We start from the raw sequence: 20,792 nt of genomic DNA, 5'->3' as shown, positions 1-20,792 counted from the left end.
CTCAATCGAGTCGCGTAATCATAGTACGAGTCAGAGGGAGAGACGGATTCAAAATAAATGAGATTCGTGAACCGGGGGAATATAGACTGTAAGTGCAAGAAACAGGACGAGTGAACGAAAATCAATCTGATACAGTAAAAACAAAAGGGGGGACTGAGATGCTGACGTTTGAAGAGAAGTGGGAGAAAGTGCTCGCCTGTGACGCGGCGTATGACGGACAGTTCTATACCGCGGTCAAGACAACCGGGATTTACTGTCGGCCCTCGTGCCGCTCGCGGAAACCGAAGCGGGAGAATATCGATTTCTATGAGACGAAAGCGGAAGCGGAGTCGTCCGGCTTTCGGCCGTGCAAACGATGTCAACCCGAGGTCGACCGCAGTCCGGCGAGCGCGCTCGTCCATGACGTGACGGCGTTCGTGCTCACGCATTACAGACGGCCGCTCAAACTTGAGGAGATTGCCGAGCACGTCAACTTGAGCCCGTTCTACGTCGAGCGGACGTTCACTCAAGCGACGGGCGAGACGCCGCGCCGTCTGCTCGAAAAAATTCGCATCGACAAGGCGGCCCACCTGTTGCGGACGACGGACATGAGCAATCTCGCCATCTGTTATGAGGTCGGCTTTCAAACCCCATCCAACTTTTATCGCGTTTTCCGACGGCTAAAGGGCTGTTCACCGAGCATGTATCGAAAGGGGGGAGCCGATGAGTCGCTCGTCGTTCGAGATTCACGTCACCGCTCCGTTTGACTTTCAACAATGTCTGCAGTTTTTACGACGCTCAAACGATGAAGTGATGCATGTCGCCCGCGAAACGTCCGTCTCCAAACTGTTCGATGTGGACGGACGATTGTTGCTAGGGAATATCATGGAGACGGCTCACGGCCTCGTCATCGCGTTCCCAGAAGACGACATCACGAGCTCGGAACAGAAACACGTGGAGCGCTACGTCCACGACTGGTTCGATCTCGACCAAGACGTCGCGGCGTTCGTGCAGATGGCCGAGACGGATGAACTGTTGCGTCCGCTCGTCCGAGAGTACGCGGGGCTACGTCTAATCGGGTTCCCTGACTTGTTCGAGGCGCTCACGTGGGCCGTCATCGGCCAACAGATCACGCTGTCGTTCGCCTATACGCTGAAACGACGGTTCGTCGAGCAGTACGGACCATCCCGGGAAGTGGACGGCGTGACGTACTGGGCGTTCCCGAGCCCAGAGACGATCGCGCTGCTCGACCCGAGTGAACTGAGACAGCTTCAATTCAGCACCCGAAAAGCAGAATACATCATCGGCATCGCCCAGGAAATGACGGACGGACGATTGTCGAAACAGCAGTTACGCAGCGAATCATCCGACGTTATGCATGAACGTTTGCTGAGCTTACGCGGTGTCGGGGAGTGGACGGCCGCATATGTTCGAATGAAGTGTTTCCAAGATCCGACGGCGTTCCCGGCCGCGGACGCCGGTCTGCATCAAGCGTTGAAGTATCACCTCGGGCGAAGCGACAAGTTGACGGCAGACGAAGTGAGACAGTACGGGGAACGGTTTGCCGGGTGGGAGGCATACGCCACATTCTATTTATGGAGGTCATTGTATGGAGACGTATAGACTGGACTATGTGAGTCCGATTGGGATTCTGGAGATTGTCGGGACAGAGACGGCCATCCGTTCCATCTTGTTCGTCGAACGTGATGACGTCTGCTTTGAAGCGGATGAGACGACACCGGACGTGTTGAAAACGTGTTACCGAGAAATCGAAGAGTATTTCAACGGACGTCGCCAATCGTTCACGTTCTCGTTTGAAGTCGAGGGGACGGTGTTTCAACAGGACGTGTGGCAGGCGCTGGTCATGATTCCATATGGCGAGACGACCTCGTATCGCGAATTGGCCATGACACTCGGCCGGGACCGCGCTGTGCGTGCCGTCGGTAGCGCCAACGGGCGCAATCGATTGAGCATCGTCCTCCCGTGCCATCGCGTCATCGGATCGAACGGGACGTTGACGGGCTATGCGGGCGGACTCTGGCGGAAGGAATGGCTGCTCCGACACGAGCAAACAAACGCATATTCGAGCCTGGCAAAAAAACATCTACCCCTCCATATCTGATACAATGGAGAAGTCCTATCGTGACGTCTGAATCGACGTAGTGGTCTAGGACGATTCTCGTCACTCAGGAGCGATTTTTGGAGGGTACTATGATTAAATTACTAGCAGATTCAACTTGCGATTTATCCGATGAGATTTTAACAAAATATGAGATTGGCGTCGCGCCGCTCATCATCACGATTGACAATAAATCGTATGAGGACCGTGTCGACATCCAGCCCGATGAGTTTTACGGAATGTTGGAAGCGCTACCGGAATTCCCGACGACGGGGATGCCGAGCCCGGCGACATTTATGAAGCTGATGGAAGAGGTCGTCGAGAGCGGACATGACGAGATTCTTTGCATCTGTATGTCGAGCGGGACGAGCGGGTCGTATCAATCGGCCGTGCTCGGAAAAGAATACTTCGAAGAGGCGCATCCCGATTCGACGGTGAAGATTCATATCGTCGATTCACGTTCGATGAGCCACGGGAGCGGCTGGTTGTTAATGAAGAGCGCCCAGATGCGTGAAGCCGGGGCGACGTTCGAGGAGCTCGTTGACTTCAACGAGAAGTATAAGCTGAAAGTGAAGCACTTCTTGTCGGTCGACGACTTGGACCACTTGATTAAAAGCGGTCGTATCTCGAATGCGAGCGCCATCATCGGCAAGCTGTTGATGGTCAAACCGATCATGAGCATGAAGAACGGGAAAGGCGCCATCGTCGCCAAAGAGCGCGGAACGCGTAAAGTGCTCAACCACTATACGGACGAGTTCATCAAACGTTGCGACAAGGACATCACCAACTTTGTCATCATCGGCTATACGTCGGATCAAAAGATTGCCGAGAACTTGAAGGCGAAGATTCAAGCCGAATCCGACTTTGACGGCGAGATTTACCTCATGCAGATGGGCGTCTCGGTCGGGACGCACGTCGGCCTCGGAGCCATCTCAATGTTCTTCGTAGAGAAATAAAACGAAAGCCGTCTCATTCAAGAGGCGGCTTTTTCTGTGGATAACGTTATCCACAGGCAGGGACGGACCAGACGCGATTCACGGACCAAGAGTTATCCACAATTTCGAGACGATAGACGTCGGGATTGCTGAGCGTGCGCCACGTGTCGAAGTCATAGCGGTTATCCACATGTTGAAGGAGTAGCGCAAGCAGGTTGCCGTGCGTCACGAGGACGGTCGTGCCGTTTACGTCGTCGAGTGGGTCGATGACGCTCAAGATCCGGTCCGTCGCATCTTGACCTGACTCGGCACCTGGCACACGGAACGAGGCATCGGTGAACGAATGACGGAGCAACTCGAACCAATCGTCGCGCGGTTCGAGCGAGAGGATGCGTTCGCGCAACTTCGGCTCCGTCTCGATGGTCAGCTGTTTGGATGTGGCGAGTGGTGCAATCGAGGCGATGGCTCGCGTATAGTCGCTCGAGATGATGCGGTCGACGGGAATGTCTCGAAAGAAGTCAGCGAGGGCGAGTGCTTGTTGTTCGCCGGCTTCAGTGAGTGGGGCGTCCGGTTCTTGACCGGTGGCCGAGCAATGGCGGATGAGATAGAACGTAGACATAAAGTTCCTCCTTGATCATTTTTATGCAGAAGATAATAATGAAATATATGTAAAATAAAATACTGGTATTGAAATTATTTGAATTTAGTATAAATTATGTTGGAGGTACATATGACTCATTTTACAGAACAACTCAAAAATTCGTTAGAAAAGGGGTTCATTGATAAGCATCATCATCACGTGAGTCCATTTAAACCTGAGTTATTAATGAATGAAAAACATAAACGACAAGATGTACTCACTTCGCTTCTAGACGAACTAAAGGGATGCCAATCTTTCTTATTCTCTGTTGCGTTTATTACGGAAGCTGGCTTAGCTACGTTAAAATCTACGCTTTCCGACTTACATGACAAAGGTATCCGTGGAAAAATCATGACCTCAACATACCAATACTTTAATCAACCTAAAGTCTTTAAAGAACTATTAAAACTGAAGAATGTAGATATTCGCATTTCAGAAGTTGAGGCATTCCACTCTAAGGGATACATTTTTCAACACGAAGAGTACTACTCATTAATTGTTGGAAGCTCTAATTTGACGTCTGGAGCGTTAAAGACAAATTACGAGTGGAATCTGAAGTTGACCTCTCACGAGAATGGAGAAATTGTCGGACACTTCCTCGATCAGTTTGAAGAAATGTGGAGTGTTTCAATTCCATTGACACTTGAATGGATTTCAGCTTACGAACGTTCGTATCGTCCAGTCTTTGGAGAACGTGTAGCTGAGTTTCCAGACTCGTATGGAGTAAATCGATTAAAAGAAGCGTTACAAGTAGAACCTAATTCGATGCAACTAGCAGCTTTAAGTGGGATTGAGGCCGTTCGTGCGCATGGAAATACAAGAGCGCTCGTCGTATCAGCGACGGGCACGGGAAAAACATATTTAGCAGCTTTTGATGTTCGTCGCTATCGACCGAAGCGAATGCTATTCGTAGTGCATCGCGAACAGATTTTGCAAAAAGCAAAGAATGATTTTCATCGAGTCATTGGTGGTGATGAAAGTGATTTTGGTATCCTGTCAGGTTCGAGCCGAGCAATGGGGGCCAGGTATGTCTTTGCAACGATCCAAACAATTTCTAAACAAGAAACATTAGATCAGTTTGACCGAGACGCATTTGACTACGTATTGATTGATGAGAGTCACCGAGCAGGAGCGGTTACATATCAACGAATTATAGAACATTTCACACCACAATTTTTATTAGGAATGACAGCAACTCCTGAACGTTCAGATGGATATGATTTATTTAAGTTGTTTGATTACAACATTGCATATGAGATTCGGTTACAAGAAGCGCTTGAAGAGGACATGTTGTGTCCTTTCCACTATTTTGGAGTGACAGATCTTGAAGTGAGTGGAAATCAAGTTGAGTTTGATGTATTCACTCAGCTCGTGTCAGAGGAACGTGTAGAACGGATTATCGAGAAGATTGATTACTATGGTTTTTCTGGAGAGCGTTTATGTGGTTTGATGTTCTGTAGTTCAAAACGAGAAGCGAAACGACTTTCTGAGGAATTGAATCATCGAGGTTTTAGAACATGTGCTTTAACGGGAGATGATTCTCAAGAAAAAAGACGAGTTGAAGTAACTAACTTGGAAGAAGGTCGTTTAGATTATATTTTAACGGTTGATATATTCAATGAAGGGATTGATATTCCTAGCATTAATCAAGTCGTCATGTTAAGACAGACAGAATCAAGTATCATTTTTATTCAGCAATTAGGACGTGGACTACGAAAACATCATTCGAAACAGTATGTGACAGTCATTGATTTCATTGCTAACTACAAAAATAACTATTTGATTCCAATCGCTTTATCCGGAGACCGCTCTCAAAACAAAGATTCGATTCGGAGAAAAGTAATCGATCGTAGCTATATTTCTGGCACGTCGACCATTAACTTTGAAGCCATCGCAAAAGAACGAATTTACGAATCGATTAATCAAGCAAAACTAACTGACTTAAAGGTTTTAAAAGAAGCCTATCACAATTTAAAAAACCGTTTAGGACGACCTCCGATGTTAAGCGATTTTGTGGCACATTATTCAATGGATCCCATTGTTATTGGAACAAAGAAGGGTCATTACGGTGCCTTTTTAAATATAGTGGAGCACGATCTTCCTGACCTTTCTTCCGCGCACTCAAAAGTTCTGTTGATGGTGACTCAAGAGTTATTGTCAGGAAAACGAGTACATGAAGTGTTGTTAATGGAACTTCTGTTGGAGCAAGAAAGTTTAAGCAAAGAGGACTTTATTTATCGCTTGCGTGAGCAGGGAATAAGAAGTGATAAAGCTACCATTCAATCTTTAGAAAACGTACTATCACTAAACTTTTTTAAAGACGCGGATCAATTAAAATATGGAGGGCATTCCCTAATTTCTTGGGAAAATGAAGAGTATAGATTTTCATCTCATATGCAGTTTTTATTAAAAGATGAATGGTTCACTCAACTGTTTAATGATGTGTTAACAGCTTCCTTAGCTAGAGGTCAACGATATGATCAGACAAAACCATTAACGAGACTTGAAAAATATACGAGGAAAGACGCTTGTCGCTTACTAAATTGGGACAAAGAAGAACAGTCAACGATGTATGGCTATAAGATTAAGCATCAAACATGTCCAATCTTTGTAACTTACCATAAAGGCAAAGATGTGGAGGCCAGTGTGAATTATGGCGATGCGTTTATTAATCCTGAAGTATTTCATTGGTACACACGAAGCAGAAGAACAACTAAATCGGAGGAAGTACAAAAGATTATAAAATCGAAGGAAAGAAACATCGATATTCATCTTTTTGTGAAAAAAGATGACGATGAAGGTGGAGACTTCTACTATTTAGGAGAAGTTACACCGGATCTTGAATCCGTACGAGATACGACTATGATGAGTCAAGACAGACAAGAATTGTCTGTTGTTACGATGAATCTACTTCTCCAAGAACGTGTTGATCAACAAATCTACGACTACTTACACGAACAGACACATTAATGAAAGCCGAGTACGTGTAAACTCACGTCTCGGCTTTCGTTTTTTGGTTGATGACATCATTGACCGCTGGGATGTCTGCAGGAGCCCAAACAAGTGAATGCAAGTTTTCACGTTTCAGCCAAATTAACGCATCGTGTTCTGTCGCAACAGGCGTTCCTGATTGCAACTCGGCACGCAATGAAATCAATTGAATGATGAACGTGTCATATTCATGTACATGTTCATTAATCACTTCGTGCGCCTTGATTTCACATGCTAATTCTTCGAAAATCTCGCGTTCAAGTGCTTCTTGCAAATTTTCGCCGTCTTCAACTTTTCCACCAGGAAACTCCCACATGTTCGGGATCAACATATTTGTTGAGCGAAGGGCGCAAAGGATTTCTTTATTTTGATTTTCAATCACCGCTGCCACAACTTTTACCGTCTTTTTCATCAAATCGCCCCACTCTATTTATTCTTCAATTACGTCAATCATATCATTCCTATTCGTCATGTAGAATTAAGCAGGAATCAAATTAAAGAATTCCGTACTTAACTCTTATCATTCATCACAAAAGCGTTATAATCAGTATAACGATTATAAACGGGACTGCCGATGAATGGGGATTTAAACGGCGGTCTCCCGCACAAATTCAGGGGAGAAGGATGGGGTTTTCATGAGCAGTGTCCAAAAGAAAACAGACGTCATTTTGATTGGTGCAGGAGTGATGAGCGCGACGCTCGGGTCGCTCTTTAAAGAGCTTATACCGGAGTGGGAAATCAAAGTGTTCGAGAAGCTCGAAAGTGCAGGGGAAGAGAGTTCGAATGAATGGAACAACGCCGGGACGGGCCACGCTGCCCTTTGCGAGTTGAACTATACGACCGAGAAGCCGGACGGCACGCTCGACATCGCAAAAGCGATCAGCGTCAATGAACAGTTCCAAATTTCGCGTCAGTTTTGGGCGCATCTCGTCAACAAAGGACTGATTCAACAACCGGAAGACTTCATCCGCTCGATTCCACATATGAGCATGGTGCAAGGCGAGAAAGATATCCGCTTCTTGAAAAAACGTTTGGAAGCGCTAACAAAGAATCCGTTGTTCGAAGGGATGGTCTTATCGGACGATCCGGAACAGCTTCGTGACTGGATGCCGATCGTCATGGAAGGACGTCCCGTCGACGAGCCGATCGCAGCGACGAAAATCGATACGGGGACAGACGTCAACTTCGGCGCGCTCACGCGCATGCTGTTCGATCATTTGACGGACCAAGGTGTCGAGGTCAACTACAAGCATAGCGTTGAGGACGTCAAGCGGCTCACGAACGGGCTCTGGGAAGTGAAAGTGAAGGACATCGCGTCGAACACGATCGAGACACATACGGCCCCGTTCCTCTTTATCGGTGGTGGCGGCGGTAGCTTGCACCTCCTTCAAAAGACGGGTATTCCGGAATCGAAGCATATCGGCGGCTTCCCGGTGAGCGGTTTGTTCCTCGTCTGTAAGAACCGTGACGTCATCGAGCAACACCACGCGAAAGTATACGGCAAGGCGAAGGTCGGCGCACCGCCGATGTCGGTACCGCACCTTGATACGCGTTACATCAACAATCAAAAAGAGCTGTTGTTTGGACCGTTCGCCGGTTTCACGCCGAAGTTTTTGAAGAAGGGATCGAACCTCGACCTGATTCAATCGGTCAAGCCGTATAATCTCATGACGATGCTCGCGGCTGGCGCGAAAGAGATGCCGCTCACGAAATATTTGATCGAGCAGGTGCTCTTGTCGCACACCAAACGAATGGACGAGCTCCGCGAGTTCATCCCGACCGCGAAGAACGAGGACTGGGAGATCGTCGTCGCCGGACAGCGTGTCCAAGTCATTAAAGACACACCACAAGGCAAAGGGACGCTACAGTTCGGCACGGAAGTCGTCAGCGCCGAAGACGGATCGGTCGCGGCACTCCTCGGCGCGTCACCGGGCGCGTCGACGGCCGTTCACGTCATGTTGAAAGTGCTCGAACAGTGCTTCCCGACACGTATGCCGGAATGGGAGCCGAAAATCAAAGAGATGGTGCCGTCTTACGGCGTCTCGCTCTCGGAGCATCCGGAGCTGTTCAAGACGATTCACGAATCGACGGCGATGGCGCTCGGTTTGAAAGAGAAAGGCGTCGTCCACAATTAAATGAGCAAAAGCGAGAATACGAAAAGATTCTCGCTTTTTCCTTTACATTTTCAAATAAAAAAAGACCGCTTCGCACGGAAGGGTCCAATCAAACGGAAGCGATGGCTTCTTCGCTTAAATACGAGGCAATCTGTTGTTCGATTTCAGTTTCTGACTGCTTGAGCGCGAGCGACAACTCTTTGACGAGAATCGTTTTAGCGTTCTCTAAGATTTTACGGTCTTGCTCGTACAGTTTCTTGTTCAACAAATCGGCCTCTGCCTTCCGACGTGCCAGTGTGTTGATTACTTGTGCAATCTCTTGGCGATTGCCTGAATGGACGACGTTCAAAAATTCACGGTTCCGGTTGTTCGGGTGGGGATTCCACTCGACGCCAGGGGAACGAAACGACTCGAGAATCGATTTTGCCTCCGTCGCTTCAAGAAGCGTCAACATCATCACTTTGTCGCTGTCGACCGGGATGCTGATTTGAAGCTTCTGCGTGTTGTTGATTGGATGAAGCGTGTAGTACGACTTGGTCTCACCTGCGATTGTCTTATCGGAAATGTCGTCGATTTGACAGACGCCGTGGGTCGAATAAATCATTAAATCACCTTTTTTGAACAAATCGATCACCTCTCCCTTTCATCAAGTATAGTAGTTCATGATATAAAATGTCAACTCGGTTGACATTTAGAGGAAGACGTGGTCCGTGAAAAAAAGACCCTTTCCGTTGAAGGGTCTACAGTTTCCAATCGGCTTGAAGCAACGTCTGCAGTTGTTGGAACGCCTCGTCACCAAGGGCGTTGGCGATGTCTCGCTCGAGGCTCGCCTTGAGCGCCTCGTTCTGTTCGTAACACGTCACGCCGAGCGCGGTCAGTTCGATGCATTTATCTTTTCGGCTCGTCGGATGGTCGGTCACGAGGACGAGCCCTTTCGTGTCCAAGTTTTTAATGAGTTTATGGATGGCCTGGCGGGAGACGTGGACGCCTCGTGTCACCTCGGCGATGGTCGGTTTCTTTTGATAAATCCGGGCGAGCACGTACCATTCCGAGTTCGAGATATAGATGTCGTGCTTGTCGTTCCAAGCCTGCTCGCTGATGCGTCGGATTTGATCGTGGCGTGCGGCGAGCAAATCAAGCAGCCGGGTCGAGCTCGTTTCGTTTGGAGTCAAAATGGCACTCCTCCATTCGTTTTTGTCGTTCCTAACTATACAAAAGCAAGGCGTAAGCGTCAAACTGAGGCGACGGTCGGCGTTTCAATACAGTCACTATTGAGAACAGACAATAAAGGAGGGACGACCATGCCGATGAGAACCGACCACTTTCAAGCCTATAAACAAAAGATTCTCGATTTGGCGGACTTAGAAGAAGCGACGTTGAAGAGTGAGACGTTCTTGTTCGAAGCAGACCCGGTCAAACCGCTCGAGATTTATTACGCGCCGTTCGAATACGTCAATCCGGATGCGAAAGTCGTCATCGCCGGCATCACGCCGGGCCTGTACCAGATGCGTCAGTCGTTCGAGGCGATTCGTGATTTGGCAAATGCCCCGGAGGAGGAGGCGCTCCGGTCCGTCAAACAACGAGGGAGTTTCTCAGGGCCGATTCGAAAAAACTTGGTGACGATGCTCGACGACTTGGACTTACATCGTCACCTCGGCATCGAGACGACGCTCGACTTGTTCGGGCCTGCGAACCACCTCGTCCAAAACACGGCCGTCTTGCCGTACCCGGTGTTCTATAAAGGGAAAAACTATAATGGGGCGAGCCCGGATCTGTTGAAGACGGATCTGTTCCGCTCCTATATCTACGGGATGTTCGCGGACGAGATGGCTTTACTGAAAGACGCGCTGATCTTGCCGATGGGTATCAACGTGCGCCGCGCCGTCGAGACGCTCGTCGACCGCGATCTGATCGATCCAGCACGTGTCGTGAGCGGGTTTCCGCACCCTTCCGGGGGGAACGGACACCGGCATCGCATCTTTGCTGAGAATCGGGAGGCGATGCGCGCCCACATCGCCGAACACTTCAAACGTCATCCGATTTAAGCGCATCAAAAAAGGAAGAATCTGCGGATTCTTCCTTTTTTGTGTTACATGAACAATACGTACACCATCAGTACCGAGACGACGAGGAAAAGTAGGCTCATGATGCCGCCGGCTTTCATATAGTCGGCGTTCCGATAACCACCGGGTCCCATGATGAAGGCGTTCACTTGGTGCGTCGGCAAGATGAACGAGTTCGAGGCCGAGACGGCGACGAGAAGGGCGAGTCCGATTGGGTCCATACTGAACGTGTCGGCCATCATGAGGACGAGTGGGACGAGCAAGACCGTTGCGGCGACGTTCGACATAAAGAGCGAAAAGAACATCGTGATGAGCCCGATGATGAACAAGATGGCGAGAGTGCTCCATCCTCCGACGAGGTTGACGATGGCGTTCGCCGTATAGGCGGCCGCTCCGCTCTTCTCGAATGCCGTACCGAGCGGGATGAGCCCGGCGAGCAAGAAGACGGTCTTCCAATCGATTGCCGGATAAATCTCTTCTTTCGGGATGACGCCGAGCAAGATCATGAGCAAGGCGCCGGTGAAAAAGCTGAGCGACAGTGGAAAGCCCATGAAGACGAGTCCGAGTGAGACGACGATTGCGAACAGTGCCGGCTTTTTCTTGTTTTGTTGTGGTGCGAGTTCGGGTGCTTTCACGTCACTTAGCACCGCGACTTCGCGACCGTTACGAAGGTTGATTAAATCTTGCCAACGACCGTAGACGATGAGCTGCATCCCGGCTTCAAACGGGACGTCCTCAAGTGCCGTCTTCGTTCCGTCGTTGCCGACGACGGCGAGCGGTTCGAGCCGGAAGTTTTTCCGGAAGCCGATGTCGCGAAGCGTCTTGCCGATGAACGGCGATGTCGGTGGGATGATAATTTCGGCGAAGCCGCTCTCATCTTCGTTCTCAAGCGAGGCGAAGTGTTCGAGCTCGGGCTTAATGTTCACACCATAATCGTCTGCGAACCGCTCCACCGCGTCCTTCGTCCCAAGAACAGCGAGCGTCTGCCCTTCGGCGAGGTGCGTTTTCCGCCATGGGCCATAGACGTGACTCGCATCTTCACGAAGGGCGAGGATGTTGAGACCGTACGTCGACCAAATATCGAGTTGTTCAATCGTCGAGCCGGTAAGCCGGGCGTTGACGTCGAACTCATGGATGTCGGTCGTCAAGTTGTGCGTCTCTTGCATGAACGAGGCGCTCGTCGCTAGCTTCTCACCTGAAGCTTTCGGTAAGACGAGATTTCCCGCGAAATAAAAATATAGAATTCCCGTCGCAAGCAAGGCGAGCCCGATTGGCGTGACGGCGAACAAGTTCAAGGCGTCAAATCCCGACTCGGTCAACAAGTCGTTCAAGATGATAAGCGGACCCGAGGCGACCATTGTCAGCGTCCCACCGAGGATGGCGGCGAAGCCCATCGGCATGATCAGTTTCGAGGCCGGGATGTTCGCATTCTTGCTGATGCGTTTCAGCGCCGGCAAGAATAGAGCAGCCGCACCGATGTTTTGCATGAACGCCGAGATGAGGCCGACGGTCGTCGACGTCGTTGCCATCACGTTCTTTTCTTTGACGCCGACACGTTTCGTGATGAAGCCCGCGACGACGGACATGATACCGGAGCGTTCAACGCCATATCCGATTAACATGACCCCAATCACCGAGATGACCGCGTTCGAGGCGAATCCAGAAAACGCCTCGTTCGCCGTGATGACGCCGGTCCACGGCAAGATGACCATGATTAAGACGGCGACGAGGTCGGTCCGGAGCTTGTCGGTCACAAACAGGAAAATCGCCAGCGCCAGGACGGCGAAGGTCAATCCGATTTCAATTGTCATTTTTATATACCCCCTATGGTATTATCTGTTTTCATTATAGAGGCCGAGGTGGGCGATTGGGAAGTGAAATGTTCTGAAGCCGATTGGATGGAGCGGAAGAACTGACATTTGTCCTTTACTTCGCTAAAATGGGATACGGGTATCACACAGATTTCATAAGGAAAGGGACAGTCGATGATTACGTTAACGAATGTACGCAAACAGTTTGGACGCGATATAGCTGTAAAGGACGTCTCGCTCCACGTCGACCGTGGGGAAATCTACGGCATTATCGGGGCGAGCGGTGCCGGTAAGTCGACGGTGCTCCGGCTCATGAACTTGCTCGAGACGCCGGACAGCGGCACGGTCGAGATTGACGGGTCCGTGCTGACCTCGCTCTCGACACGGCAGCTTCGCGAAAAGCGACACGTCATCGGGATGATCTTTCAGCAGTTCAACCTCGTCGCCAATAAGACCGTCTATGACAACGTCGTCGCACCACTCAAGCTAGCCGGTCGATCGAGAGCGACGCACAAGGAACGGGTGCTCGAATGTCTCCGTTTCGTCGGGCTCGAATCGTTCAAGGACAAGTATCCGGCCCAACTGAGCGGGGGACAGAAGCAACGCGTCGCCATCGCGCGGGCGCTCGCAAACGAGCCGCACGTCTTATTGTGCGATGAACCGACGTCCTCGCTCGACCCGAACACGACGGCCGAGGTGCTCGACGTGTTGAAGTCGATTAACGAGCGACTCGGCGTCACCATCGTCATCGTCACGCACGAGATGGACGTCATTAAACAAGTGTGTGACCGCGTGACCGTCATGGCGGACGGGTCTGTTTATGAGACGATGGACCTCGTCCCAAGCGGTGTGCCAGTCATCGACAACAATCCGAGCTGGTTCGTCGACCAGCTGAAGAAGGCGGGTGAGACCGATGCCTGAAGTGCTCGTCCAATACCAGACCGAGATTTGGCATTCAATCGGCGAGACGTTCATCATGGTCGGCGTCTCGATCCTCGCCGCCGTCCTCGTCGGTCTACCGCTCGGCACATGGCTCTACTTGTCTCGAAAAGGGCAGCTCTTAGAGAATCGGGCCGTCTTCTCCGTCCTCAACTTGGTCGTCAACATCGTCCGGTCGTTCCCGTTCCTACTACTCGTCGTGTTTTTGATTCCATTCACACGGCTCATCATCGGAACGGCCATCGGGACAGCAGCGGCGACCGTGCCGCTCGCCATCATCGCGATCGCCCATTACTCGCGCCTCGTCGAGCAATCGCTCTTAGACGTCCCGCGCGGCGTCGTCGAGGCGGCGGTATCGATGGGCGCATCCATCAAAGACGTCATCTTCAAGTTCTTATTCGTCGAGGCCCGTTCCGGTCTCGTCCTCGGGCTGACGACGTCCATCATCAGCTTCATTTCGTACTCGACCATCATGGGGGTGGTCGGGGGCGGCGGCATCGGTGACTTCGCCATCCGCTACGGGTATCAACAGTTCAAGACGGAGCTCATGATGTACATGATTCTCATCATGCTCCTCTTCGTCCAGATGATTCAGTTCACCGGTACGACCGTGGCCCGTCTCATCGACAAACGCTAATCAAACACAGAAAGAAGGAAAACCAATGAAAAAATTAATGGCCCTCTTCGCTTCACTCACGCTCGTCCTCGCAGCGTGTGGGAACGATTCAGAAACGAACACGACGGAAGCCCCGTCGAACGAGCCGCAGACGCTCAAAGTCGCATCGCTCATCCCGCCGATGACGGACATGCTTGAGATCGCGAAAGAACAGCTTGCCGAAGACAACATCGAGCTTGAGATCGTCGTCCTCGGGGACAACGTCCAGCCGAACACGGCGCTCGCGGCAGAAGAAGTCGATGCGAACTTCTTCCAACACGTCCCGTACATGGAAGAGTTCAACCGCAGCAATGATGCTAACCTCTTCCCAATCGAACCGATTTACTTCGCCAACTACGGTGTCTACTCGAAAAAGTATGACAACATGGACGACATCCCGGAAGGCGCGACGATTGCCATCGCGAACGACGTGTCGAACATCGACCGTTCGCTCTCATTGCTCGCGCAACACGATGTGATCAAGCTCGGTGAGAAAAACGGTTCGTATTACACGCAAGCCGATATCACGGAAAACCCGAAGAACCTCAAGTTCGAGGAAGTCGATTTGCTCATGCTCGCGCGTGCGTATGACGACGTCGACGCGGTCCTCATGACGCCGGCCTATGCGGCGCCACTCGGCTTGACGCCGAAGAGTGATGCCCTCTTGACGGAAGGTGTCGAGAACGACTTCGCCATCACACTCGTGGCCCGTGAAGACAACAAAGATGAAGAAGCCATCCAGAAACTCGGCGAAGCACTCACAAGTGACGAAGTCCGTGCGTTCTTGGAAGAAAATTACGAAGAAACGGCGATTCCGGCGTTTTAACGAGAAAAGATTGAGCCCAGACGGCTCAATCTTTTTTAGTATTCCTCGTATTCTCTCGGGTCTTGATTATCGATGCGGCCGTCTTGCTTCGTCAGGGCGTTGAGCGTCTCCATCTCGTCCTCGGTCAATTCGAAGTTGAAGACGTCGAGGTTCTCTTTTTGGTGCAACTCGCTCGACGAACGCGGGAGCGGGATGACACCGAGTTGGACGTGCCAACGCAGAATGACTTGGGACACGGTCTTGCCTTTTTGTCTTGCTAGTTCCGCGATCGTCTCGTCATGCGTGACGGTCCGGGCTCGGCTCAACGGACTCCATGCCTCAGTGATGATGCCGCGCTCTTTGTCAGCCTGACGCTGCTCCACTTGGGAGAAGTATGGGTGGAGCTCGATTTGGTTGATGACCGGTGTCTCACCCGTCTCCTCAATCAAACGGTCGAGATGCTCGGGCATAAAGTTCGAGACGCCGATGGAGCGGATCCACCCGTTCTCTTTCGCTTGGATAAGGGCACGCCACGCCTCGACGTATTTGTCTTGTTTCGGGTTCGGCCAATGCAACAAGAACAAGTCCCAATAGTCGAGATTCGCCCGGTAGAGCGACTCACGAATCATCTCGAGCGCATCGTCGTAGTCGAAGTATTGGGCGCGAAGCTTGGACGTCAAAAACAGTTGCTCGCGCGGGATGCCGGATTGCCGGACGGCTTCGCCGACCGTTCCTTCATTGTCATAGCGAATTGCCGAATCGATGAGACGATAGCCGTTGCGGATAGCGCTCGTGATGGCGTCGACGCCCGGTTCACCTCGTAAATAAACGGTGCCGAGCCCGATTGCCGGAATCTCGTAGCCGTCATGTAGTTTGATGGTTGGGATGTTCATGAAATGCCTCCTCATTCAAAATCCGTTCTCTTGTCCGATATTCCACTTTCCCGGGGAATCAAACGTTTGAATCGGTCGGAGTTAATTAAAATGGAGTTGCCTATTTTCCTGTTTTTGGGGTAATTGGCATGAGGTGATGGGGATGAAGTGGTGGTGGATGTTCGGGATATTGGCCATTGGAGGAATGATGTTCGTCAATGAGGCTTGGTATGGAAACTCGGCGGCGTTTGGAACGGCGACCAGTATGATTATCGTGGCGTTGATTGGCCTAAAGAGTTTAGAAAACCGATATCGGATAAGAATGGGAGTCATCTTTTCATTATTGATTGCTGAAGCGATTTACTTTGGGTTGCCGAGTTATTCAGTCGCCGAGGCGGAACATACTTTGAAACATTCACACTGATACGGAACAAAGCCCGAAAACACGCTATCTTACGCGCTTTTGATTTAGAGTTGGTGTTTGTTTGGTGTTTAAAGATAATAAACGAAAATTAATGATGAAATACAAAACGGCCCTTTTTACACTTTCTGTTAGTGTTTGGATGAGCACCATTTTTTTATTATAGCTTGGAGGGTTTCGTTAAATAGTTGAGTTATTCACACATTCGCGACAAAATTTTAAACAAAACTACCTGTTTAGGTGATTAGTATGATAGCTGTTTGTTAAACAAACTATTTGAGCCTATGGCGGATATTCCAAAAAAAAACGGTAACTGGATCATGTTGTTCCATAATCTTCATTAGCTTTTGTTTAGTAATTGGAGCAAATTCTGAGTAACGCCAATGGATAATGTGAAAGAGTACACTTAAACTAACTACTTTTCTAAAGCCTGCTGAATAAAGAATGTACAATATAATGAATTTTTGTGATTGTATGTCGATGTTCGATAATATATAAGAGTTATTCCGTAAAACAGTTGGTTTTGTTTTGCTGTTCTTTTATAATTTTTCACTTTTACAATAGAACTTGATTCGAATCAATTTTTATTTCATAGAAACATCCTAGACTAGAGTCATCAACAAGGAATACAAATGAAAATGAAATTGGAGGGAATCAACATGCAAAGATGTATATTAAGTAAAAAGAATTCCATTACACTGATCAGTGCAATTTTGATTGCACTTGCATTCTTCGGACGATTTTCCTTAGACAACATGGCCATTTTCAATTGGTCGCTCATCATTGCATCCATTCTTGGTGTGGCGCCGATTGCAATCCAAGCCTATCAGGCATTAAAAGTAAAAGTTGTCAGTATTGATGTTTTAGTTACCATTGCAGTTATTGGAGCAGTATTGATTCAAAATTATGAGGAATCAGCCATCGTTACTTTCTTATTCTTATTTGGTTCTTACTTGGAGCAGCGTACCTTGAACAAAACACGTTCTGCCATTAAAGAATTAACAGAGCTGGCACCAGAAAGTGCTTTAAAGCAAATGGAAAACGGAGAATTTGAAGAAGTAGATGTCGATGATGTAGACGAAGGTGATATTTTATTAGTTAAAACGGGTGCAAAAGTTCCGGTAGATGGAACAGTGTTAACTGGTGAAGGTCACATTAATGAAGCAAGTATTACTGGAGAATCTCTACCTGTAAGTAAAAAGGTTGATTCGGAAGTATTTGCAGGATCTATCTTAGAAAATGGAACGATCCAAATTCGAGCTGATCGTGTTGGAGAAGATACAACATTTGGTAGAATTATCGAATTAGTGGAAGAGGCACAGGATTCCAAATCAGAAGCAGAACGTTTCATTGACCGATTCTCAAAATACTATACACCAGCTGTGTTAGTCCTTGGTTTTATTGTTTGGTTTTTCTCAAAAGATATTGAACTAGCTATCACGATTCTTGTTTTAGGATGTCCAGGTGCATTAGTTATCGGGGTTCCTGTATCCAACGTTGCCGGTATCGGAAACGGTGCACGTAATGGTGTCCTCTTAAAAGGTAGTGAAGTTATCAATGACTTTAGCAGAGTAGATACTATCGTTTTTGATAAAACAGGAACATTGACAGTAGGAAACCCTGAAGTTGCCGAAAAAGAATTTTACGGAAAAAATACTGAAGAGGTTCTAGGATATTTAGCAAGTGTGGAGCGTGAATCGGACCACCCACTAGCGAAAGCTGTCCTACAGGATATTGGCGAGATAACTTTCTCTACTGTTGAAGAAACCGAAGTCGTTAAAGGTGGCGGAATTGTAGCAAAAATAGGTGTTCATCGTATAGCCGTTGGTAACGTAGCTTTAATGGAAAAGAAAAATGTGAAATTAAGCGAAAAAGCTAAAAAAGACGTCGAACGCTTTGAGAAAAATGGGAATTCTCTTGTGTTAACTGCGGTCGACGGAGAATTAAACGTTCTGATGGGTATTCGGGATCAAATCCGCCCAGGTGTTAAAAAAGATCTTCAAAAACTGAAAAAACTAGGGGTCAAAAACCTTGTCGTTCTTTCTGGGGACAACCAAGGAACCGTAGATTTAGTTGCTCGAGAACTTGGGTTAACAGAAGCACATGGTCATATGCTACCGGAAGGAAAATCTGCTTATATCGAAAAAATGCAAGCAGAAGGCGGGATCATTGCCTTTGTCGGTGACGGAGTGAATGATAGTCCTTCACTAGCCTTAGCAGATATCGGAATTGCCATGGGAAGTGGAACAGATGTTGCAATTGAAACATCAGATGTTGTTTTAATGAATTCTGACTTTAGTCGTTTACCACACGCATTAGGCTTAACAAAATCAACTTCAAGAAACATGAAACAGAACATTACCATAGCAGTTGGTGTGGTATTAGTCTTACTTGCCAGCCTACTATTTGGTGAATGGATGAATATGTCAATCGGGATGTTGGTTCACGAAGCAAGTATCTTAGTAGTCATCTTGAATGGTATGAGATTGCTTCGATACCGTTTGAGAGAATAATTTTAATAGAAAGCAGTCTTGATGAATGATAAAGGGGAAGTATTCAGGTAGGAAGAACAAAATACTCACCTACTTTTTCTTAAAACTTGATTTGCATCAAATTCATTTCGTTGAACCTGAACTATACTTAAATTGTAAAGAAGAAGAGGGAAAACAAAAAAATAAAAGATAAGATGAAAGGAGAAATAATTCATGCAAAAAGCAATTATTCAATTAGAAACATTGTCTTGTCCATCTTGTATGCAAAAGATTGAAAATGCGGTGAAAGGATTAAACGGGGTTAATCATGATAGCTTAAAAGTATTATTTAATGCCAGTAAAGTAAAAGTAGATTTTGATTCAGAAACGATCACCATTAACGATATCGAAAAAGCCATTGAAGACTTAGGATATCCAGTCGTCAAATCAAAAGTAAAATCGGCCTAAGACCAAAAAACCACAAGAAAGAGGGAACGAATAATGTCTGAACAGACATTTAACGAAGTAATAACAAACCATTTTGAAAAGCTGGATTTATACACCACTGCAATTACACGGGCCCATGGTAAGAATCACCCAGAAGCCTTTGAAGTACGTGAATTGTTTGAAACAATTAGTGGAAAAGTAAAAGACGCAGGTACGAACAAACCTGACTTAGATGCTGAATTTGCTCAATTACGAAAAATCACAGACAACTACACCATTCCTGGAGATGTATGTGAAACGTATGGAGGCACATTCGAGATGTTATCAGAAGTAGATAAAGCATATCAGGCTTAAAGTAACTCAAAAACAAAAGAATAGATTGGTTTACGGTCGTTAAAAAATGAAGGGGGAAATGATTTATGCAAAAAGCAACGATTCAATTAGAAACCTTATCTTGCCCATCTTGTCTCCAAAAGATTGAAAATGCAGTGAAAGGAATAAACGGTGTGAATCAAGATAGCTTGAAAGTAATGTTCAATGCAAGTAAAGTAAAAGTAGATTTTGATTCAGAAGCAGTCGCTATTAACGATATCGAAAAGGCAATTGAAGACTTAGGATATCCTGTTGTCAAATCAAAGGTAAAGCCTGCTTAATCGAGTGAATAGAAAGGAAGCCTACGATGCCCTCTTAGGCTTTTTATAAAAGGAAGAGGTTATTTTGGAACAAAACCAATGTTGTCATCACCAACATGGACATGCAGAATGTATTCGTATTGTCCCCATTTTCAACCATTTGGAAGACTCACAAATGGATTTGATTGCGGAATCTGCCAAGACACTTCATCTTAAAAAAGGGGAAATGTTATTCCGTGCAGATGAGGAAGATGATACCTTATATATTATCAATTCAGGTAAGGCTCGGATTTACCGCTTATCGGATTCTGGAAAAGAACAACTTGTTCGCATTTTAAATCCTGGTGATTTTACAGGTGAAGTCGCCATTTTCCAACCTGGAAGTATTCATGAGAATTATGCGGAAGCACTACAAAATACATCTATTTGTTTAATTAAACGAGGTGATTTACAGAAGTATTTGGTGGAATATCCGCAGATCTCATTAAAAATACTGTCAGAAGTAACGATGCGTTTAAAGGATTCTGAAAAACAAACCACACAAGTAGCGATTGAAAATGTAGAAACCCGCATTATATCCTTTTTAGCTGAGAATATTGAAAAGGGAAGTGGCAATAGTCCAACGATTATCTTACCAATGTCCAAAAAGGATTTAGCCTCGTATCTTGGTACCACACCAGAAACAATCAGCCGTAAATTTACTACTCTAGAAGAACTTGGATTGATTAAACAGTTACCGAAAAAGAAAATTAAAATAATGGATTTAGATCAATTGTTACTTCATACTAAATAAATATAAGCAGAGTAGCGTGCCATCATTAACGTGTTAAGTTTAATAGTACAAAACATAAAATAACAAACATTTTAGCAATCCAATTAGCATATAAAATGGATTGCT

Annotated in this window: 22 protein-coding genes; 16 read left to right on the top strand and 6 right to left on the bottom strand. The window is 47.5% G+C overall.

Going from position 1 to position 20,792, the window contains the following annotated elements; translation table 11 throughout:
- The first annotated feature begins 158 nt into the window (after positions 1-158).
- The 4 genes from KB235_RS01430 to KB235_RS01415 all read left to right on the top strand — a co-directional run bounded on the left by KB235_RS01430 (position 159) and on the right by KB235_RS01415 (position 3,054).
- The gene (locus tag KB235_RS01430) at positions 159-746 is read left to right on the top strand and encodes a bifunctional transcriptional activator/DNA repair enzyme AdaA (RefSeq protein WP_211780205.1); all 588 of its coding nucleotides are present in this window, start codon (positions 159-161) and stop codon (positions 744-746) included.
- Positions 703-1,602, top strand: a complete 900-nt coding sequence (locus tag KB235_RS01425; protein WP_211780204.1) for a DNA-3-methyladenine glycosylase family protein — start codon at positions 703-705, stop codon at positions 1,600-1,602. The genes KB235_RS01430 and KB235_RS01425 overlap by 44 nt, the downstream gene beginning before the upstream one ends.
- Entirely contained in the window at positions 1,589-2,101 is a 513-nt protein-coding gene (locus tag KB235_RS01420; protein WP_211780203.1) for a methylated-DNA--[protein]-cysteine S-methyltransferase, read from the top strand. Before KB235_RS01425 ends, KB235_RS01420 begins: the two co-directional genes overlap by 14 nt.
- An 89-nt stretch (positions 2,102-2,190) precedes the next feature.
- The gene (locus KB235_RS01415) at positions 2,191-3,054 is read left to right on the top strand and encodes a DegV family protein (protein WP_211780202.1); all 864 of its coding nucleotides are present in this window, start codon (positions 2,191-2,193) and stop codon (positions 3,052-3,054) included.
- Between the two features lie 46 nt (positions 3,055-3,100).
- Here the strand turns inward: KB235_RS01415 and KB235_RS01410 are convergent, their stop codons facing one another.
- Entirely contained in the window at positions 3,101-3,652 is a 552-nt protein-coding gene (locus KB235_RS01410) for a histidine phosphatase family protein (protein WP_211780201.1), read from the bottom strand.
- Between the two features lie 111 nt (positions 3,653-3,763).
- On the opposite strand from KB235_RS01410, the gene KB235_RS01405 reads away from it, so the two are divergent.
- A complete protein-coding gene (locus tag KB235_RS01405) occupies positions 3,764-6,643 on the top strand; it encodes a DEAD/DEAH box helicase (RefSeq protein WP_211780200.1) in 2,880 nt (959 codons plus the stop codon).
- 22 nt (positions 6,644-6,665) lie between these two features.
- Here KB235_RS01405 and KB235_RS01400 read toward each other — a convergent pair whose 3' ends face one another.
- Entirely contained in the window at positions 6,666-7,076 is a 411-nt protein-coding gene (locus KB235_RS01400) for a (deoxy)nucleoside triphosphate pyrophosphohydrolase (RefSeq protein WP_034816981.1), read from the bottom strand.
- A 223-nt stretch (positions 7,077-7,299) separates the two neighbouring features.
- On the opposite strand from KB235_RS01400, the gene mqo reads away from it, so the two are divergent.
- Complete coding sequence (gene mqo / locus KB235_RS01395) at positions 7,300-8,799, top strand: malate dehydrogenase (quinone) (RefSeq protein ID WP_211780199.1); 1,500 nt, start codon at positions 7,300-7,302, stop codon at positions 8,797-8,799.
- A gap of 88 nt (positions 8,800-8,887) precedes the next feature.
- Here the strand turns inward: mqo and KB235_RS01390 are convergent, their stop codons facing one another.
- Positions 8,888-9,412, bottom strand: coding sequence for a CarD family transcriptional regulator (locus KB235_RS01390; protein ID WP_081825769.1), 525 nt, complete (start codon positions 9,410-9,412; stop codon positions 8,888-8,890).
- A gap of 106 nt (positions 9,413-9,518) precedes the next feature.
- Positions 9,519-9,950 (bottom strand): MarR family winged helix-turn-helix transcriptional regulator, encoded by a 432-nt coding sequence (locus KB235_RS01385; RefSeq protein ID WP_034816977.1) that lies wholly within the window; start codon positions 9,948-9,950, stop codon positions 9,519-9,521.
- Positions 9,951-10,079: 129 nt separating this feature from the next.
- Between KB235_RS01385 and KB235_RS01380 the strand changes: the two genes are divergently transcribed.
- Entirely contained in the window at positions 10,080-10,823 is a 744-nt protein-coding gene (locus tag KB235_RS01380; RefSeq protein WP_211780198.1) for a hypothetical protein, read from the top strand.
- Between the two features lie 44 nt (positions 10,824-10,867).
- Here the strand turns inward: KB235_RS01380 and KB235_RS01375 are convergent, their stop codons facing one another.
- A complete protein-coding gene (locus tag KB235_RS01375; RefSeq protein WP_211780197.1) occupies positions 10,868-12,652 on the bottom strand; it encodes an SLC13 family permease in 1,785 nt (594 codons plus the stop codon).
- A gap of 174 nt (positions 12,653-12,826) precedes the next feature.
- On the opposite strand from KB235_RS01375, the gene KB235_RS01370 reads away from it, so the two are divergent.
- The 3 genes from KB235_RS01370 to KB235_RS01360 are packed head-to-tail and all read left to right on the top strand — an operon-like array spanning position 12,827 to position 15,072.
- Entirely contained in the window at positions 12,827-13,573 is a 747-nt protein-coding gene (locus KB235_RS01370) for a methionine ABC transporter ATP-binding protein (RefSeq protein ID WP_211780196.1), read from the top strand.
- Positions 13,566-14,228, top strand: a complete 663-nt coding sequence (locus KB235_RS01365; protein ID WP_211780195.1) for a methionine ABC transporter permease — start codon at positions 13,566-13,568, stop codon at positions 14,226-14,228. Before KB235_RS01370 ends, KB235_RS01365 begins: the two co-directional genes overlap by 8 nt.
- 25 nt (positions 14,229-14,253) lie before the next feature.
- Positions 14,254-15,072 carry a MetQ/NlpA family ABC transporter substrate-binding protein gene (locus KB235_RS01360; protein WP_211780194.1) on the top strand — a complete coding sequence of 273 codons (819 nt, stop codon included), beginning with the start codon at positions 14,254-14,256 and terminating at the stop codon, positions 15,070-15,072.
- A 35-nt stretch (positions 15,073-15,107) separates the two neighbouring features.
- Here the strand turns inward: KB235_RS01360 and KB235_RS01355 are convergent, their stop codons facing one another.
- Entirely contained in the window at positions 15,108-15,944 is an 837-nt protein-coding gene (locus KB235_RS01355) for an aldo/keto reductase (protein WP_131472018.1), read from the bottom strand.
- 142 nt (positions 15,945-16,086) lie between these two features.
- Between KB235_RS01355 and KB235_RS01350 the strand changes: the two genes are divergently transcribed.
- The 6 genes from KB235_RS01350 to KB235_RS01325 all read left to right on the top strand — a co-directional run bounded on the left by KB235_RS01350 (position 16,087) and on the right by KB235_RS01325 (position 20,687).
- Positions 16,087-16,347 carry a hypothetical protein gene (locus KB235_RS01350; protein ID WP_211780193.1) on the top strand — a complete coding sequence of 87 codons (261 nt, stop codon included), beginning with the start codon at positions 16,087-16,089 and terminating at the stop codon, positions 16,345-16,347.
- Between the two features lie 629 nt (positions 16,348-16,976).
- Positions 16,977-18,857, top strand: coding sequence for a heavy metal translocating P-type ATPase (locus KB235_RS01345; RefSeq protein WP_246514291.1), 1,881 nt, complete (start codon positions 16,977-16,979; stop codon positions 18,855-18,857).
- 192 nt (positions 18,858-19,049) lie between these two features.
- Positions 19,050-19,283 carry a heavy-metal-associated domain-containing protein gene (locus KB235_RS01340; protein ID WP_131472014.1) on the top strand — a complete coding sequence of 78 codons (234 nt, stop codon included), beginning with the start codon at positions 19,050-19,052 and terminating at the stop codon, positions 19,281-19,283.
- Between the two features lie 33 nt (positions 19,284-19,316).
- On the top strand, positions 19,317-19,616 hold the full coding sequence (locus KB235_RS01335) for an iron-sulfur cluster repair di-iron protein, ric (protein WP_128123856.1): 300 nt from the start codon (positions 19,317-19,319) through the stop codon (positions 19,614-19,616).
- A gap of 65 nt (positions 19,617-19,681) precedes the next feature.
- Positions 19,682-19,915, top strand: a complete 234-nt coding sequence (locus KB235_RS01330; protein WP_026907428.1) for a heavy-metal-associated domain-containing protein — start codon at positions 19,682-19,684, stop codon at positions 19,913-19,915.
- A 64-nt stretch (positions 19,916-19,979) separates the two neighbouring features.
- Positions 19,980-20,687, top strand: coding sequence for a Crp/Fnr family transcriptional regulator (locus KB235_RS01325; protein WP_029333958.1), 708 nt, complete (start codon positions 19,980-19,982; stop codon positions 20,685-20,687).
- Positions 20,688-20,792 lie beyond the last annotated feature (105 nt).

Origin of the sequence: Exiguobacterium alkaliphilum (genome assembly GCF_018138125.1) — a bacterium.
Taxonomy (GTDB): domain Bacteria; phylum Bacillota; class Bacilli; order Exiguobacteriales; family Exiguobacteriaceae; genus Exiguobacterium; species Exiguobacterium alkaliphilum.
This window is presented reverse-complemented; position numbering and strand designations above follow the sequence as displayed.

What these genes read in the sequence shown, in the direction of transcription:
- KB235_RS01345 (WP_246514291.1), top strand. Translation starts at nt 16,977, where the DNA reads ATGAAAATGAAATTGGAGGGAATCAACATGCAAAGATGTATATTAAGT.
- KB235_RS01415 (WP_211780202.1), top strand. Translation starts at nt 2,191, where the DNA reads ATGATTAAATTACTAGCAGATTCAACTTGCGATTTATCCGATGAGATT.
- KB235_RS01355 (WP_131472018.1), bottom strand. Translation starts at nt 15,944, where the DNA reads ATGAACATCCCAACCATCAAACTACATGACGGCTACGAGATTCCGGCA.
- KB235_RS01430 (WP_211780205.1), top strand. Translation starts at nt 159, where the DNA reads ATGCTGACGTTTGAAGAGAAGTGGGAGAAAGTGCTCGCCTGTGACGCG.
- KB235_RS01405 (WP_211780200.1), top strand. Translation starts at nt 3,764, where the DNA reads ATGACTCATTTTACAGAACAACTCAAAAATTCGTTAGAAAAGGGGTTC.
- mqo (WP_211780199.1), top strand. Translation starts at nt 7,300, where the DNA reads ATGAGCAGTGTCCAAAAGAAAACAGACGTCATTTTGATTGGTGCAGGA.
- KB235_RS01335 (WP_128123856.1), top strand. Translation starts at nt 19,317, where the DNA reads ATGTCTGAACAGACATTTAACGAAGTAATAACAAACCATTTTGAAAAG.
- KB235_RS01340 (WP_131472014.1), top strand. Translation starts at nt 19,050, where the DNA reads ATGCAAAAAGCAATTATTCAATTAGAAACATTGTCTTGTCCATCTTGT.
- KB235_RS01400 (WP_034816981.1), bottom strand. Translation starts at nt 7,076, where the DNA reads ATGAAAAAGACGGTAAAAGTTGTGGCAGCGGTGATTGAAAATCAAAAT.
- KB235_RS01370 (WP_211780196.1), top strand. Translation starts at nt 12,827, where the DNA reads ATGATTACGTTAACGAATGTACGCAAACAGTTTGGACGCGATATAGCT.
- KB235_RS01425 (WP_211780204.1), top strand. Translation starts at nt 703, where the DNA reads ATGAGTCGCTCGTCGTTCGAGATTCACGTCACCGCTCCGTTTGACTTT.
- KB235_RS01375 (WP_211780197.1), bottom strand. Translation starts at nt 12,652, where the DNA reads ATGACAATTGAAATCGGATTGACCTTCGCCGTCCTGGCGCTGGCGATT.
- KB235_RS01360 (WP_211780194.1), top strand. Translation starts at nt 14,254, where the DNA reads ATGAAAAAATTAATGGCCCTCTTCGCTTCACTCACGCTCGTCCTCGCA.
- KB235_RS01330 (WP_026907428.1), top strand. Translation starts at nt 19,682, where the DNA reads ATGCAAAAAGCAACGATTCAATTAGAAACCTTATCTTGCCCATCTTGT.
- KB235_RS01350 (WP_211780193.1), top strand. Translation starts at nt 16,087, where the DNA reads ATGAAGTGGTGGTGGATGTTCGGGATATTGGCCATTGGAGGAATGATG.
- KB235_RS01365 (WP_211780195.1), top strand. Translation starts at nt 13,566, where the DNA reads ATGCCTGAAGTGCTCGTCCAATACCAGACCGAGATTTGGCATTCAATC.
- KB235_RS01380 (WP_211780198.1), top strand. Translation starts at nt 10,080, where the DNA reads ATGCCGATGAGAACCGACCACTTTCAAGCCTATAAACAAAAGATTCTC.
- KB235_RS01410 (WP_211780201.1), bottom strand. Translation starts at nt 3,652, where the DNA reads ATGTCTACGTTCTATCTCATCCGCCATTGCTCGGCCACCGGTCAAGAA.
- KB235_RS01420 (WP_211780203.1), top strand. Translation starts at nt 1,589, where the DNA reads ATGGAGACGTATAGACTGGACTATGTGAGTCCGATTGGGATTCTGGAG.